The sequence below is a fragment of the Thermophilibacter provencensis genome, assembly GCF_900128445.1.
Lineage (GTDB): Bacteria > Actinomycetota > Coriobacteriia > Coriobacteriales > Atopobiaceae > Thermophilibacter > Thermophilibacter provencensis.
In genome coordinates this window covers 682,045-697,093 of the sequence record NZ_LT671417.1, presented here as the reverse complement: position 1 = coordinate 697,093, position 15,049 = coordinate 682,045, and the positions used below count along the sequence as shown (strand labels likewise).

The 15,049-nt window shown below is 66.4% G+C and carries 21 protein-coding genes; all 21 read right to left on the bottom strand.

The features are described from left to right. Positions 1-9 precede the first annotated feature (9 nt). Complete coding sequence (rplX, locus tag BQ7391_RS03110) at positions 10-327, bottom strand: 50S ribosomal protein L24 (RefSeq protein WP_075279262.1); 318 nt, start codon at positions 325-327, stop codon at positions 10-12. A gap of 13 nt (positions 328-340) precedes the next feature. Next, positions 341-709: a 50S ribosomal protein L14 gene (gene rplN / locus BQ7391_RS03105; RefSeq protein ID WP_075279261.1), complete on the bottom strand. Its 369-nt coding sequence runs from the start codon at positions 707-709 to the stop codon at positions 341-343. A 79-nt stretch (positions 710-788) separates the two neighbouring features. Beyond that, entirely contained in the window at positions 789-1,055 is a 267-nt protein-coding gene (gene rpsQ, locus BQ7391_RS03100) for a 30S ribosomal protein S17 (protein WP_075279260.1), read from the bottom strand. Between the two features lie 17 nt (positions 1,056-1,072). Next, complete coding sequence (rpmC, locus tag BQ7391_RS03095) at positions 1,073-1,288, bottom strand: 50S ribosomal protein L29 (protein WP_075279259.1); 216 nt, start codon at positions 1,286-1,288, stop codon at positions 1,073-1,075. A 3-nt stretch (positions 1,289-1,291) separates the two neighbouring features. Next, positions 1,292-1,717, bottom strand: coding sequence for a 50S ribosomal protein L16 (rplP, locus tag BQ7391_RS03090; protein WP_075279258.1), 426 nt, complete (start codon positions 1,715-1,717; stop codon positions 1,292-1,294). Further along, the gene (gene rpsC / locus BQ7391_RS03085) at positions 1,717-2,427 is read right to left on the bottom strand and encodes a 30S ribosomal protein S3 (RefSeq protein ID WP_075279257.1); all 711 of its coding nucleotides are present in this window, start codon (positions 2,425-2,427) and stop codon (positions 1,717-1,719) included. Before rpsC ends, rplP begins: the two co-directional genes overlap by 1 nt. A gap of 7 nt (positions 2,428-2,434) precedes the next feature. Then, a complete protein-coding gene (gene rplV, locus BQ7391_RS03080; RefSeq protein WP_075279256.1) occupies positions 2,435-2,797 on the bottom strand; it encodes a 50S ribosomal protein L22 in 363 nt (120 codons plus the stop codon). 16 nt (positions 2,798-2,813) lie between these two features. Continuing rightward, a complete protein-coding gene (gene rpsS / locus BQ7391_RS03075; protein WP_072374173.1) occupies positions 2,814-3,074 on the bottom strand; it encodes a 30S ribosomal protein S19 in 261 nt (86 codons plus the stop codon). A gap of 30 nt (positions 3,075-3,104) precedes the next feature. After that, entirely contained in the window at positions 3,105-3,941 is an 837-nt protein-coding gene (gene rplB, locus BQ7391_RS03070; RefSeq protein WP_075279255.1) for a 50S ribosomal protein L2, read from the bottom strand. Between the two features lie 138 nt (positions 3,942-4,079). Then, positions 4,080-4,382: a 50S ribosomal protein L23 gene (rplW, locus tag BQ7391_RS03065; RefSeq protein WP_075279254.1), complete on the bottom strand. Its 303-nt coding sequence runs from the start codon at positions 4,380-4,382 to the stop codon at positions 4,080-4,082. After that, the gene (gene rplD / locus BQ7391_RS03060; RefSeq protein ID WP_075279253.1) at positions 4,382-5,008 is read right to left on the bottom strand and encodes a 50S ribosomal protein L4; all 627 of its coding nucleotides are present in this window, start codon (positions 5,006-5,008) and stop codon (positions 4,382-4,384) included. The genes rplW and rplD overlap by 1 nt, the downstream gene beginning before the upstream one ends. A gap of 37 nt (positions 5,009-5,045) precedes the next feature. Next, complete coding sequence (gene rplC, locus BQ7391_RS03055; protein ID WP_075279252.1) at positions 5,046-5,666, bottom strand: 50S ribosomal protein L3; 621 nt, start codon at positions 5,664-5,666, stop codon at positions 5,046-5,048. Positions 5,667-5,979: 313 nt separating this feature from the next. Further along, positions 5,980-6,588: a histidine phosphatase family protein gene (locus tag BQ7391_RS03050; RefSeq protein ID WP_075279251.1), complete on the bottom strand. Its 609-nt coding sequence runs from the start codon at positions 6,586-6,588 to the stop codon at positions 5,980-5,982. 1 nt (position 6,589) lies between these two features. Next, positions 6,590-7,189 (bottom strand): bifunctional phosphoserine phosphatase/homoserine phosphotransferase ThrH, encoded by a 600-nt coding sequence (gene thrH / locus BQ7391_RS03045; protein ID WP_075279250.1) that lies wholly within the window; start codon positions 7,187-7,189, stop codon positions 6,590-6,592. 197 nt (positions 7,190-7,386) lie between these two features. Continuing rightward, positions 7,387-7,695, bottom strand: a complete 309-nt coding sequence (rpsJ, locus tag BQ7391_RS03040) for a 30S ribosomal protein S10 (protein WP_072374151.1) — start codon at positions 7,693-7,695, stop codon at positions 7,387-7,389. A 39-nt stretch (positions 7,696-7,734) separates the two neighbouring features. Continuing rightward, positions 7,735-9,831, bottom strand: a complete 2,097-nt coding sequence (gene fusA / locus BQ7391_RS03035; RefSeq protein ID WP_075279249.1) for an elongation factor G — start codon at positions 9,829-9,831, stop codon at positions 7,735-7,737. Positions 9,832-9,852: 21 nt separating this feature from the next. Then, positions 9,853-10,326, bottom strand: a complete 474-nt coding sequence (rpsG, locus tag BQ7391_RS03030; RefSeq protein ID WP_075279248.1) for a 30S ribosomal protein S7 — start codon at positions 10,324-10,326, stop codon at positions 9,853-9,855. A 42-nt stretch (positions 10,327-10,368) separates the two neighbouring features. Continuing rightward, a complete protein-coding gene (rpsL, locus tag BQ7391_RS03025) occupies positions 10,369-10,740 on the bottom strand; it encodes a 30S ribosomal protein S12 (protein WP_075279247.1) in 372 nt (123 codons plus the stop codon). Between the two features lie 409 nt (positions 10,741-11,149). Beyond that, on the bottom strand, positions 11,150-11,974 hold the full coding sequence (locus BQ7391_RS03020; RefSeq protein WP_075279246.1) for a DegV family protein: 825 nt from the start codon (positions 11,972-11,974) through the stop codon (positions 11,150-11,152). Next, the gene (gene accD, locus BQ7391_RS03015; RefSeq protein ID WP_075279245.1) at positions 11,959-13,683 is read right to left on the bottom strand and encodes an acetyl-CoA carboxylase, carboxyltransferase subunit beta; all 1,725 of its coding nucleotides are present in this window, start codon (positions 13,681-13,683) and stop codon (positions 11,959-11,961) included. Before accD ends, BQ7391_RS03020 begins: the two co-directional genes overlap by 16 nt. Then, the gene (gene accC, locus BQ7391_RS03010; RefSeq protein WP_075279244.1) at positions 13,676-15,013 is read right to left on the bottom strand and encodes an acetyl-CoA carboxylase biotin carboxylase subunit; all 1,338 of its coding nucleotides are present in this window, start codon (positions 15,011-15,013) and stop codon (positions 13,676-13,678) included. The genes accD and accC overlap by 8 nt, the downstream gene beginning before the upstream one ends. Positions 15,014-15,049: the final 36 nt, after the last annotated feature.

The window sequence follows — 15,049 nt, the reverse complement described above, 5'->3', positions numbered from 1 at the left end:
CTCAGGCCCTTAGAACTTGGCGCCGCACTTCTTGCACACGCGGACCTTCTTGCCCTCGTCGTTCACGTCGTGACCGACGCGCGTGGGCTTGCCGCAGCTCGGGCAGACGAGCATGACGTTGGAGGCGTCGATGGCGGCCTCCTGCTCGACGATGCCGCCCTGCTGGTTCTGCGCGTTGGGGCGCACGGCCTTCTTGACCATGGCGACGCCCTCAACGATGACCTTGCCCTCGGCGGGCTTGGCGCGGAGGATCTCGCCCTCCTTGCCCTTGTCCTTACCGGAGAGGACGACGACCTTGTCGCCCTTCTTCACATGCATCTTAGCCATTCGTCCTCACTCCCTAGAGCGTCTCAGGCGCGAGCGAGACGATCTTCATGTACTTGTGGTCGCGCAGCTCGCGGGCGACGGGCCCGAAGATACGGGTGCCCTTGGGCTCACCATCCTTGTTGACCAGGACACAGGCGTTCTGGTCAAAGCGGATGTAGCTGCCGTCCTTGCGACGGGTCTCCTTGACCGTGCGCACGATGACGCAGCGGACGATGTCGCCCTTCTTCACGGAACCGCCCGGGGTAGCCTCCTGCACGGCGCCGATGATGACGTCGGCCAGGCCGGCGTAGCGACGCTTGGAGCCACCGAGGACCTTGACGCACTTCACGCGTCGAGCGCCGCTGTTGTCAGCGACGTTGAGCATGGTCTCCATCTGAATCATTGGTGTTCCTCCGAACGTGTGCCCGCCCAGAGGTGCGTCCTTACGTGCGACGCACGTGGGCAGGGCTCGTCACTGATACTTACTTGGCGCGCTCGACGATCTCCACGAGACGCCAACGCTTGGTCTTGGAAAGCGGACGAGTCTCCATGACGGTGACGGTGTCGCCGACGCCGCACTCGTTCTTCTCGTCGTGAGCGTGAAGCTTCTTGGAGATGGTCATCATCTTGCCGTACTTGGGGTGACGCTTGCGGTAGTCGATCTTCACCGTGATGGACTTGTCGCCAGAGATGGAGACGACCGTCCCGGTGACGACCTTGCGCGCGTTCCTCTTCTCGGTCTCAGCCATTGTCATTCTCCTGCGATCTAGTTCTGCGCGGCGGACTTCTCAGCCGCGATCTGGCGGGCGCGCTGCTCGGTGAGGACGCGCGCGATGTCCTTCTTCACGGTCTTGACGCGGGCCGTGTTGTCAAGCTGGCTCGTGGCCATCTGGAAGCGGAGGTTGAAGAGCTCAGCGCGGCCCTCCTCCAGCTTCTTGGCGAGCTCGTCGTCGCTCATGGCCTTGATGTCGGTGTACTTCATTGCCTATTCCTCCCCGTCCTGGTCGGTGCGGGCGACGATCTTGGTCTTGATCGGCAGCTTGTGCTGGGCCAGACGGAGAGCCTCGCGAGCCACCTCGTCGGACACGCCATCAATCTCGAACATGATGCGGCCCGGCTTGACGACGGCCACCCACTCCTCGGGGTTGCCCTTGCCCGAGCCCATGCGGGTCTCGGCGGGCTTCTTGGTGATGGGCTTGTCCGGGAAGATCGTGATCCAGACCTTGCCGCCACGCTTCATGTAGCGGGTCATGGCGACACGGCAGGCCTCGATCTGACGGTTGGTGATCCAGTGGGCCTCGAGGGCCTGGATGCCATAGGAGCCAAAGTGCAGCTGGGTGTTGCCCTTGGCGTGACCCTTCATGGAGCCACGCTGGACCTTGCGGTGAAGAACGCGCTTAGGTGCGAGCATTAACGGCCCCTCCTCTCATTGCGACCGCGGCGAGGACGGCTGGAGCCCTCGAGAGCCGGGCGAGGCGTGGCCTGGCCGGGGAGCTTCTCGCCGAAGTAGATCCAAACCTTGATTCCGCAGGCGCCCATGGTGGTGCGAGCGGTGGACTGGCCGTAGTCGATCACGGCACGCAGGGTGTGCAGGGGCACGCGACCCTCGCGGTACCACTCGCGGCGGCCCATCTCGGCGCCGTTGAGGCGGCCGGAGCACTGGATACGAATGCCCTTGGCGCCGGCCTTGCGGGCGGACTGGACGGCCTTGCGCATGGCGCGACGGAAGGCGACGCGGCCCTCGAGCTGCTCGGCGATGGACTGGGCAACGAGGTTGGCGTCGAGCTCGGGGCGCTTGACCTCGATGACGTCCACGGCGACCATGCCCTTGCCGACGCCCGCGACCTTCTCGAGGTCGGAGCGCAGGACGTCGATGTCGGCGCCCTTCTTGCCGATCACGATGCCGGGGCGGCCGGTGTAGATCGTGACCTTGACCTTGTCGCCGGCGCGCTCGATGTCGACGCGGGAGAGGGCGGCCTTGGCGAGGCGCTTCTCGAGGTAGGAGCGGATGGCGAGATCGTTGCCGAGGTTCTCGGCGTAGTTCTTATCGGCGTACCAGCGGGAACGCCACTCCTCGGTGATGCCGAGACGGAAGCCAGTCGGCTGAACCTTGTGACCCATGCTTTCCCTACGCCTCCTTTCGAGGAGCGACGACGACGGTGATGTGGCTCATGCGCTTGTTGATGCGGGAGGCAGAACCCTTGGCGCGCGGGCGGATGCGCTTGAGGGTGGGGCCCTCGTCAACGTAGGCGAGCTTCACGTAGAGGTTGTCGCCGCGCAGGCCGTTGTTGTTCTCGGCGTTGGCGACCGCGGAGCGCAGGACCTTGGCCACGTCCACGGCAGCGGCGCGGGTCGAGAACTGCAGGACCTCGAGGGCCTTCTCGACGGGGAGGTCGCGAATCAGCGAGACGACGGCGCGGGCCTTGCGAGGGGCGACGCGGACGTACTTGGCCGTCGCGCGAACCTCGTTGGTGTTGGTGTTCTGAGGCATGTTGTTTCCCTACCCCCTACTTTTCCTTGTGGCCACGGAACGTGCGGGTGGGGGCGAACTCGCCCAGCTTGTGCCCGACCATGGACTCGGTGACGTACACGGGCACGTGCTTGCGGCCGTCGTGGACGGCGATCGTGTGACCGACCATCTCGGGGAAGATGGTCGAGGAGCGCGACCAGGTCTTGATGACCTCCTTGGTGCCGGCCTCGTTCTGAGCGGCGACACGCGCGAGGAGGCGAGTCTCCACGAACGGGCCCTTCTTGAGACTTCTGCTCATGCTTTCTATCTCCTACTACTCGTGTTGCGACTACTTGGACTTGCGGCGACGGATGATCAGGCGGTTGGAGGCCTTCTTCGGGTCGCGCGTCTTGTAACCCTTCGTCGGCTTGCCCCACGGCGTCACGGACGGACGGCCGGAGGTGTGGTTCTTGCCCTCGCCGCCGCCGTGCGGGTGGTCGACCGGGTTCATGACGGTACCACGGACGGTCGGGCGGACGCCGGCCCAGCGGCTGCGGCCGGCCTTGCCGACGACGATGTTGGAGTGCTCGGCGTTGCCGACCTCACCGATCGTGGCGCGGCAGGTGAGCAGGACGCGACGAAGCTCGGAGGAGGGCATGCGCAGGACGGCATAGCCGTTGTCCTTGCCCATGAGCTGGACGGAGGTGCCGGCGGCGCGGGCCATAGCGGCGCCCTTGCCGGGCTGGAACTCCACGGCGTGCACGAGGGTGCCGACGGGGATCTCGGAGAGCGGCATGCAGTTGCCGGGCTTGATGTCCACGTCCTTGGTGCCGGACAGGACGGTGTCGCCCACGTGCAGGCCCTCGGGGCACAGGATGTAGGCCTTGGCGCCGTCGACGTAGTGGAGCAGCGCGATGCGGGCGGAGCGGTTGGGGTCGTACTCGATCGTGGCGACCTTGGCCGGCACGTCGTCCTTGACGCGCTTGAAATCGATCTTGCGGTACTGACGCTTGTGGCCGCCGCCCTGGTGACGGGTGGTGATGCGGCCGTTGTTGTTGCGGCCCGCCTTCTTGGGCAGGGGCTCGAGAAGCGACTTCTCGGGCGTGCTGCGGGTGATCTCGGCGAAGTCCGAGACCGTCTGGAAACGACGGCCCGCGCTCGTGGGCTTGAGGTGCTTGACTGCCATTGACTCTTTCCCTTCTTCTTCCGTTGGCCGACCGCTCAGGGATTGGCGGCCGACACCGGATTACCACGGTTCCGCGCGTATCCATCGCGCGGGGCACAAAAGCCCGGCCCCCCTCAGGGGCTCGGGCGGGGTGCTGGCCTACTCGGCGGCCTGCTGGCTGCCGAAGATCTCGATCGTCTCGCCGGCGGCGAGGGTCACGACGGCCTTCTTCCAGGAGCGCGTGGTGCCAGGGGTCTGATAGCGAACGCGCTTCTTCTTGCCGGAGACGTTCATGGTGTTGACCTTCACCACGTGGACGCCGAAGAGCTTCTCGATGGCGGCGGCGATCTCCTCCTTGGGAGCGGCCTTGGCCACCTCGAAGGTGTACTTGCCCTGCTCCATGAGGTCAAAGGAACGCTCGGAGACGATCGGGCGGATGATCACGTCGTAGGCGGAGTTCATTATGCGAGCACCTCCTCGAACTGCTTCGCGATGTCGGCGGTCATGACGAGGGCGCCGTTGTCGATGAGGTTGCGGGTCGTGGCCTCGGACATGCCGATGACGTTGACCTGCTGGAGGTTGCGGAACGAGAGGTAGGTGTTGACGTCATCGTCGGAGACGACGACGGTCACGCGCTTGCCCTCGATGCCGAGGCTGGCGAGAAGGGCCTTGGCCTGCTTCGTGGACGGCTTCTCAAAGGAGAGGGCGTCAACGAGGACGAGCTCGCTGTCGGAGACCTTGCCAGAGAGCACGGAGCGCATGGCAAGCTTGACCATCTTGCTGTTGATGCGCTTGTTGTGGGTGCGCGGGGTGGGGCCGAAGACGACGCCGCCGCCGGTCCACTGCGCGGCGCGCGTGGAGCCCTGGCGAGCACGGCCGGTGCCCTTCTGGCGGTAGGGCTTGGCGCCGCCGCCGGAGACCTCGTGGCGGTTCTTCACGGAGTGGGTGCCCTGGCGGGCGCAGCTGTCCTGGCACACCACGACCTGGTGGATGACGGGGATGTTCGGCTCGATGCCGAAGACGCCGTCGGCGAGCTCGGCCTCAGCGACCTGGGCCCCCTCGGCGTTCTTGATTGCGTACTTGGACATTCTGTCCTCCTTGTTAGCCTAAGAGATTTCCTGGCACTTAGGCCATGCGGATCTGGACGAGAGCGTTCTTGCCGCCGGGGACAGCGCCCTTGACGAGCATGAGGTTCTGCTCGGCGTCAACGCGGACGAGCTTGAGGTTCTTGACCGTCACGCGCTCGTCGCCCATGTGACCGTACATGTGCAGGCCCTTGCGAACGCGCGCGGGGTAGGCGCACTGGCCGATGGAGCCCGGACGACGCTGGTTGCGGGAGCCGTGGGTCATGGGGCCACGCGAGAAGTTCCAGCGCTTGATGGTGCCCTGGAAGCCCTTGCCCTTGGAGGTGCCGATGACGTCGACGGCCTTGACCTCGGCGAAGTCAGCAACGGTGACGACGTCGCCGGTCTTGTGCTCCTCGCCGTTCTCGACGCGGACCTCGCGCAGGTAGCGCATCGGCTCGACGCCGGCGGCCTTGAAGTGGCCGGCCATGGGCTTGTTGACGTGCTTGGCGGAGATGTCTCCGAAGCCGATCTGGACGGCGTCGTAGCCGTCGGTCGCCTTCGTCTTGACCTGCGAGACAGTGCAGGGGCCAGCCTGGATGACGGTGACGGGCACGACGTTGTCGTTCTCGTCCCAGATCTGCGTCATCCCAAGCTTGCGGCCAAGGATCGTGCTGACCATGCTCTTTCCTAACCTTCGGTGGTCATGGGACCTGTGGGGCACCCTTTGCCCCTCCCCAGCGGACCACGTCCTGTATCTGCCGCACCTTGGCTCGAGGCACACCTCTCCCCATTAGCGCAGCCTGTCTAGTCTACATGGGCATACGCAAATTCACAATGTCTCCGCAAAAGTTTTGTGGCTTCTGACCTGCGGCGCGAGTTTCCGCGCTCCCGGGCGTATCCATTGGGCGTGCAAAGGGGGCCGTGCAAAGGGGACAGTCACTTTCGCACGGGCTTTCTGCCCGTGCGAAAGTGACTGTCCCCTTTGCACGGCCCTAGAGGGGCTGGTTCACGATGCGCTCGCAGAAGAACTGACCGGAAGAGCGCTCATGCTCGTACACGAGCACGCAGCAGTTGCCGAGCGGCACGTCCTGGGGGCAGCGGGCGAGGCTCTCCCATGCCTTCTTGAACTGTAGCGTCGCCGAGCCATGGCAGACGGCGAGCGCCGTCTCGACCCCCGGGGCGTCCACGACCTCGGTCATCGCCCTGACGATGCGCCGGCGCAGCGCGACGCTCCCCTCCCCGCCGAAGGGCACGAGCGCCTCGCCGGGATCCCACAGCTCCGCGGGCACGTCAGAGGCGGGGCCGCCCTCAAAGGGGCCGTAGCTTCGCTCCATCAGGGCATCCAGCGGCTCGACGGGGGGAAGGTCCTTCTCGCCGCGCGCCATAAGCTCCTCGCGGACCACCTCGAGCGTGGACACGGCGCGCCCGAGAGGCGACGTGCACATGCGGTCGAATCGCACCCCCTGATCTGCGATCCAGCGGGCCGCGGCATGTGCCTGCTCAACGCCGAGCGGCGTGAGCGGCGAGTCGCAGTGGCCCTGGACTCTGTGCTGGAGGTTGTACTCGGTCTGCCCGTGCCGGAGTATGTAGAGGACGGACATGCTACAGAGCCTCCGTGATGCCGCTGAGCAGGTCCGCGTACTCCGTGAACGCGGGCAGGTCGGGATTGGCCTCCTGGATGGCCGGGGTGCTGCGGAAGAGGAAGCCCGCCTTGCTCGCGCGGATCATAGCGAGGTCGTTGAACGAGTCCCCCGCGGCGATGGTCTCGTAGCCGCAGGACTGGAGGGCGCGCACGGTAGTGAGCTTTGAATTCTCACAGCGCATGCGGTGGCGGAGAATCTCGCCGTCGGCAGACACCTCGAGCGAGTTGCAGAGCAGCGTGGGCCAGCCGAGCTTGGCCATGAGCGGACGCGCGAACTCTTCGAACGTGTCGGAGAGAATCACGGCCTGCGTTCTCTCGCGCAGCGCGTCAAGAAAGGCGCGGGCGCCTGGCAGTGGGTCGATGCGTGAGATGACGTCCTGAATCTGAGGCAGGCCGAGGCCATGCTCGCGCAGCGTGGCGATGCGAAAGGCCATGAGCCTGTCGTAGTCCGGCTCGTCACGCGTGGTGCGGCGCAGCTCGGGGATGCCCGACTCCTCCGCAAACGCGATCCAGATCTCCGGCACGAGCACGCCCTCAAGGTCGAGACAAACGATGTTCATGGCAAGCCCCCTCTCAGAGCAACCGTCCTTCTCGTCATAGTAGCTTCCCCACATTACAGGTTGACAACAGACCCAACCCGTCGGTTGGGTCTGTTGTCTCGATGGCAGAGGCCCCCGACCTTGCCAAGCGGAAGTTCCACGAAGTGCACTTCCGCGCGCAAGGTCGGGGGCCTCATCGCTGCTAAGAGTGTACGGCCTTAGAGCTTGATCTCGATGTCGACGCCAGCGGGAAGGTCGAGGCGCATGAGCGAGTCGACCGTGGACGGCGAGGGGTCGAGGATGTCGATGAGGCGCTTGTGGGTGCGCATCTCGAACTGCTCGCGGGAGTCCTTGTCCTTGTGCGGCGAGCGGATGACCGTGTAGAGGTTGCGCTCGGTGGGCAGGGGGATGGGGCCAGACACGCGCGCACCGGTCTTCTGGGCGGTGTCGACGATGAGCTTCGCGGACTGATCAACGACCTCGTGGTCGTAGCCCTTGAGGCGAATCCTGATCTTCTGGCTTGACACTGTGGTACCTCCAATGAGCTAGGGCTCGGTGGTCGTTAACTAGGAAGCGTTGCCGCCGTTCTTGGCGACGATCTCGTCACGGACGGCCTTCGGCACGGGCTCGTACGAGTCGAACTGCATGGTGTAGCTCGCGCGGCCCTGCGTCTGGGAGCGAAGGTCCGTGGCATAGCCGAACATCTCGCCCAGGGGCACCTTGGCACGGATGACCTTGGTGTCGCGACGATCCTCCATGCCCTCGATCTTGCCACGACGGCTGGAGAGGTTGCCCATGACGTCGCCCATGTACTGCTCGGGCGTCTCGACCTCGACCTGCTCGACGGGTTCGAGGAGGACGGGGTTGGACTTCTTCAGGGCCTCCTTGATGGCCATGGAGCCGGCGATCTTGAAGGCGGCCTCGGAGGAGTCGACCTCGTGGTAGGAGCCGTCGACGAGCTTGACCTTGATGTCGACGACCGGGTAGCCGGCGATGACGCCGCTCTCGAGCGCCTCCTGGATGCCCTTGTCGACGGACGGGATGTACTCCTTCGGGATGACGCCACCGACGATGGCGTTCTCGAACTCGTAGCCCTTGCCCGGCTCGTTGGGCTCCATGTCGATGACGGCGTGGCCGTACTGGCCGCGGCCGCCGGACTGGCGGACGAACTTGCCCTCGACGTGCGTGACGGCCTTGCCGGCGGTCTCGCGATAGGCGACCTGCGGCTTGCCGACGTTGCAGTCGACCTTGAACTCGCGGCGCAGGCGGTCGACGATGATCTCGAGGTGCAGCTCGCCCATGCCGGAGATGATGGTCTGGCCGGTCTCGTGATCGGTGTGGACCTGGAAGGTCGGGTCCTCCTCGGCGAGCTTGGCCAGGCCAACGGACATCTTGTCCTGCTCGGCCTTGGTCTTGGGCTCCACGGCGACGGAGATGACCGGCGTCGCGAACTCGATGGACTCGAGGATGACGGGGTGCTTCTCGTCGCAGAGGGTCTCGCCCGTGGTGGTGTTCTTGAGGCCGACGCAGGCAACGATGTCGCCGGCGGAGCACTCGTCACGGTCGACGCGCTCGTTGGCGTTCATCTCGAGGATGCGGCCGAGGCGCTCGCGGTTGTCCTTGACCGAGTTGTAGACGTAGGAGCCCGCCTCCGCCTGACCGGAGTACACGCGGATGTAGGTGAGCTTGCCGACGTACGGGTCGGTCATGATCTTGAAGGCGAGGGCCGCGAAGGGCTCCTTCGGGTCGGCGTGACGGACCTCGGGCTCGCCCTTGAGGTTGGTGCCGTCGATCTCGGCAACGTCAAGCGGGCTCGGGAGGTAGTCCACGACGGCGTCGAGGAGCTCCTGGATGCCCTTGTTCTTGTAGGCGGAGCCCACGAAGACGAGGTTGAGCTCGCCGGCGATGACGCCCTTGCGCAGGGCCGCCTTGAGGTCGTCGACGGGGATCTCCTGCTCCTCGAGCACGGCCTCCATGATCTCGTCGGAGAAGTTGGAGGCGGCGTCGAGCAGCTCCTCACGCTTCTCCTGCGCGAGGTCCATAAACTCGTCGGGGATGGCGTCCATGGGCTCAGGGTAGATCATGCCCTTGGCGTCCTCCTTGAAGTCCCACGCGGTCATGGTGACCAGGTCGACGAGACCCCAGAAGTTGTTCTCGGCGCCCATCGGAATCTGGGCCGCCACGGCGTTGGCGTGCAGGCGGTCCTTCATGGTGTCGATGGCGTGGAAGAAGTCGGCGCCAATGCGGTCATACTTGTTGATGAACGCGATGCGGGGGACGCCGTACGTGGTGGCCTGACGCCAGACGGTCTCGGACTGCGGCTGGACGCCGGCGACGGCGTCGAAGACCGCCACGGCACCGTCGAGGACGCGAAGGCACCGCTCGACCTCGGACGTGAAGTCGACGTGGCCCGGGGTGTCGATGATCTGGATGACGTGATCCTTCCAGAAGCACGTGGTGGCCGCGGAGGTGATGGTCACGCCGCGCTCCTGCTCCTGGACCATCCAGTCCATGGTGGCGGCGCCGTCGTGAACCTCGCCGATCTTGTGGGTCTTGCCCGTGTAGTAGAGGATGCGCTCCGTCGTGGTGGTCTTGCCGGCATCGATGTGGGCCATGATGCCGATGTTGCGGAGGTCCTCGAGCTTGTACTTAACCTTTGCCATAAGTAGCTCCCTCGGATCGGCTTAGAAGCGGTAGTGAGAGAACGCGCGGTTGGCCTCGGCCATCTTGAAGAGGTCCTCGCGCTTCTTGACAGAGGCGCCGACGCCGTTGGAGGCGTCGAGGATCTCGTTGGCGAGACGCTCGGCCATGGTCTTCTCCTTGCGGGCGCGGGAGAAGTTGACCATCCAGCGGATGGCGAGGGTGGTGGCGCGGCGGGAGTTGACCTCCATGGGCACCTGGTAGGTGGCGCCGCCGACGCGCTTGGGCTTGACCTCGAGGGTCGGGCGGATGTTGTCCATGGCCTTCTTGAAGACGGAGAGGGCATCCTCGCCGGACTTCTCGGCGACGATGTCAAAGGCACCGTAGACGATGCGCTCGGCGGTGGCCTTCTTGCCGTCGAGAAGGACCTTGTTGATGAGCTGGGTCACGAGACGGTTGTTGTACACGGCGTCCGGCTGGACCTCGCGACGGTGGTTCTTGGATGCACGACGCGGCATGTTATATCTCCTCGGATCTGATGACGATTGTGCGGCTGTTCACTACTTCGGGCGCTTGGTGCCGTAGCGGGAGCGCGCCTTCTGGCGGTTCTGCACGGCGGCGCAGTCGTAGGCGCCACGGATGATCTTGTAGCGGACACCGGGGAGGTCACGCACGCGGCCGCCGCGGATGAGGACGATCGAGTGCTCCTGGAGGTTGTGGCCCTCGCCGGGGATGTAGGCGGTGACCTCGATGCCGTTCACGAGGCGCACACGGGCGACCTTACGAAGGGCGGAGTTCGGCTTCTTCGGGGTGGTGGTGAAGACGCGGGTGCAGACGCCGCGCTTCTGGGGGTTGTGCTGCAGGGCGGCGTTCTTGGACTTGGCCTTGACGCTCATGCGGCCCTTGCGGACCAGCTGGTTGATAGTAGGCAAAGCTCTCTCCTTCTATACTATCGACGTGCCGTTTTTCTCGTATTCAAGGGCCGAGCAGCACCTCTGCCCCGGATTGACGCGACGATGAACATTACGCGCATGCATGGCTGTTGTCAAAACGCCACGGTCCCGGGCGTATCCATTCTTCACCGTACGTTCACGCGCTGGCGAGAAGAACGGAGGGGCCGGCACGCGCCGAGGGGCGGGGCGGGGCGCCGCCGCACTCGATGCGCGCGCTCACGAGTGCGGTCCCCCGGCGCACCGGATGCCCGCACTCAACGACAAATGCCGAGAAGAACCTCGCACTCGATGGTCCTTCTCGGCACTTGTGCCCGCACTTGATGCCCGCACTCATGAGTGCGGGTGCCCCCGACGTGGGGAGAAGCGCACCCGTCGGCCCTGGGAACGCTTACGCCCAGGAGAGTCCCACGGCTCCGAGGCCGAGGTGCTTTGCGAGCACCGGGCCGCCGTCCTTCACGCGCACGCGGGCCTCGGGGAAGCGGGAGCGCGCGGCGAGAAACACCTCGCGCGCCTCGACGCCGCGCGGCCCGAAGTGCGACACCACGAGCTCGCGACTCCCCTCCGGCGCGCGGCGCACCATGGCGGCCGCCATGCCGCGCGCGCCGCGCCCGTCGCCGTACTTCTCGATTCCCCCCTCATGAAGGGTCATGACGGGATAGCGGTTGAGCTTGGTTGCCACGGCGCGGCGGATGGCGCCGAGCCTGCCGCTTCTGAAGAGCGCCCCCATGTCGGGCACGCTGAAGACGATGCGGGTGCCGCGCCGGGCCTCGGCAAGGCCGGCGACGACCTCGGAGAGCGAGCAGCCCCCGGCCGCGAGCTCGTGCGCGCGTCGGACGAGGAACTCGAGCGCGCCCGCGGTGTTCCATGAGTCGAACGCGGCCACGCGCTTGCCGCTCGGGTCGACCGCGGCGGCAGCCTCCTCGGCACTGCGGAACGTGCCAGAAAGGCGTGACGAGATCGTGACGCAGAGAACGTCGTCGCCCGCGGCGAGACGCTCGCGGAAGACGCGTTCGAAGGCGGACGGGTGGACGGCCTCGGTCTCGACGCGGGAGCCGGCCGAGATGAGCGAGCCGTAATCGCCGTTCTCTCCGACGGGCGCCTCCGAGTAGCGGACGCCGTCGACGGAGTAGGTCATGGGGAGCACGATGACGCCCAGCTCATCGGCCTCGACACGCGTCAGGCCGCAGGTGGAGTCAGTTACGAGCGCGAGCATATCCTATCCCCTCCCATCGCGCGGAACTTGTCGTAGCGAAGGCCCACGAGCTGGTCGGCGTCGAGCTGGCCCAGCTCGTCCAGGGCAAGCTCCACCTCACGCACGAGGTCGTGGGCGATCTCGGTGTGGGTGAGCCCGATGTCGTTGATCACTCCATCCACGAGACCGAGCTCGGTGAGGTCCTCGGCGGTGATGTGCAGGGCGGCGGCGGCATCGTCGGCGCGCTTGGGGTCCTTCCAGAGGATCGAGGCGCAGCCCTCGGGGCTCACGACCGAGTACGCCGCGCTGCCGAGCATGTAGACGCGGTCGGCCACGGCAAGCCCCAGCGCGCCGCCCGAGCCGCCCTCGCCCACCACCGCGCTCACTATCGGCACCCTAAGGCCGCTCATTGCGACGAGGTTGGCCGCGATGGCCTCGCCCTGACCGCGCTCCTCGGCGCCGATGCCGCAGTAGGCGCCCGAGGTGTCGACGAGGCAGACCACGGGCCGGCCGAACTTCTCGGCCTGGCGCATGAGGCGCAGCGCCTTGCGGTAGCCCTCGGGATGCGCCATGCCGAAGTTGCGGCGCACGCGCTCCTTGGTTGAGCTGCCCCGCTCGATGGCGATGACGGTCATCACGCGCCCTCCCCTCCAGCCGATGCCCGCCACGATGGCGGCGTCGTCGGCGAAGAGGCGGTCGCCGTGAAGCTCGACGAAGCCGTCCCACCCGCGCTCAAGCAGCTCGAGGGCGGTCGCGCGCTCCGTGGAGCGCGTGAGCTTGACGATGTCGTAGGCGCTCTCGGGCTCGGCGACGCGCTTGGGGCGCACGCCCCGACCGCGGCGGGGCTCCTCGTGCGTCAGCGCGTGCGGAGCGCCCGGGGCCGGAGCCTTGCCCTCGTGCAGGGCGAGAAGCTCGGCGATGGTGGCCACCATGTCCTTGCGCTCCACGATGAGGTCGCAGAATCCGTGCTCGAGCAGGAACTCGGAGCGCTGGAAGCCGGCGGGGAGCTTCTTGTGCGTGGTCTGCTCCACCACGCGCGGGCCGGCAAAGCCGACGAGCGCGCCCGGCTCGGCGAGGATGACGTCGCCCTCCATGGCAAAGCTCGCCGTCACGCCGCCGGTGGTGGGGTCGGTGAGCACGGTCAGGTAGAACAGCCCCTCCTCGGAGTGCCGGCGCACTGCGGCGGAGACCTTCGCCATCTGCATGAGCGAGGTTGTGCCCTCCTGCATGCGGGCGCCACCGGAGACGGTGAAGCCCACGACCGGCAGGCCGAGCTCCGTGGCGCGCTCGAAGGCACGCGTGATCTTCTCGCCCACGACCGATCCCATCGAGCCCATCATGAACTCCGCGTTCATGAAGAACAGCGCCGCGTCATGGCCGCCGATCTTTCCGCGGCCGCAGACCACGGCATCGTTCTCGTGGCTCTTCTCGCGCGCCGCCTCGAGCTTGTCGACATAGCCGGGAAACTCCAGGAAGTCCGTGGCGGCGAGCTCGCGGTCCCATTCCTCGAAGGTCCCGGCATCCACCGTCATGCGCATGCGCTTGCGCCCGGAGACGCGCAGGTGGCGCCCGCAGCGGGGGCACACGTCGAGGTTCTCGTCAAACTTGGACTGGTCGATCACCCTGCGGCATCCGGGGCACTTGACGAGGATGTGGCGCTCGGGGAACTCCGCCGACACCTCGGTTATCGGCCCCTCGAGGGCGTTGACGCTCTTCTCTCGCTTACTCATAGAGGTGCTCCATCAGGTTGGTGTGGTAGTTCCCCGAGACGAACTCGGGGTTGGCAAGGATGTCGAGATGCAGCTCGCTGTTCTCGGCCACGCCGTCGACCACGAGCTCGCCGAGGGCGGAGCGCATCTTGCGGATGGCCTCCTCGCGGGTCGACGAGCAGACGATGAGCTTGCCGAGGAGCGAGTCGTAGTACGGCGGCACCACGGCCCCCACGTAGAGCGCGGAGTCAAACCGGACCTGCGGCCCGCCGGGGACGTGCAGCATCGTGACGTCGCCGCACGACGGGAGGAACTCCGGCGTCTCGGCGTTGATGCGGCACTCGATGGCATGCCCCTGAATGGAGATGTCGTCCTGCGAGAAGGGCAGCTCGGCCCCCGCCGCCACGCGCAGCTGCCACTTGACGAGGTCGACGCCGCTCACGAACTCGGTGACCGGGTGCTCCACCTGCAGGCGCGTGTTCATCTCCATGAAGTAGAAGTTGCCGTCGTCGGCGAAGAGGAACTCTATCGTGCCCACGCCCACGTAGCCCACGGCGCGCGTGAGGTCGCGTGCGGCCTTGTGCATGCGCTCGCGGACGCCGGGATGGGCGTCCAGGCACGGCGCCGGGCTCTCCTCAACGAGCTTCTGGTTGCGGCGCTGGACGGAGCACTCGCGCTCGCCGAGCGAGACCGCGTTGCCGTGGGCGTCGGCGAGGACCTGCACCTCCACATGGTGGGCCGGGGAGACGAACTTCTCCATGTAGCACTCGCCGTCGCCGAAGGCCGCCTCGGCCTCAGCGTGCGCCTCGGTGAAGGCCTTGCCGGCGTCGGCGGGGTCCTCCACCTTGCGTATGCCGCGGCCACCGCCGCCCGAGCGGGCCTTGATGAGCACGGGGCACCCGATGCGCCCCGCCTCGCGGACCGCCTCGTCCGCATCCTTGAGCAGGTCGCAGCCCGGAACGATGGGAACGTCGGCCTCGCGCGCGGTGCGGCGCGCGTTGTCCTTGTCGCCCATGCGGTCGATGACGTCCGGGTCGGGGCCGATGAACACGAGGCCGCACTTCTGGCACTCGCGAGCGAAGTGCGAGTTCTCCGAGAAGAACCCGTAGCCGGGGTGGATGGCCTTGGCGCCGGACTGCAGGGCCACGGTGAGGATGGCGTCCTCGTTGAGGTAGCTGTCCGCCGGGCGCGGGCCGCCGATGCAGTAGGCCTCGTCGGCGAGGGCGACGTGCAGCGCCTCGGCATCGGCCGTGGAGTACACGGCAACGGTCTTGACGCCCATCTCCTTGCAGGCGCGAATCACGCGGACCGCGATCTCGCCGCGGTTCGCAATGAGAATCTTGTCGAACATCGTTGCCTCCTGGCGCACCGTGCAAAAGGGACAGTC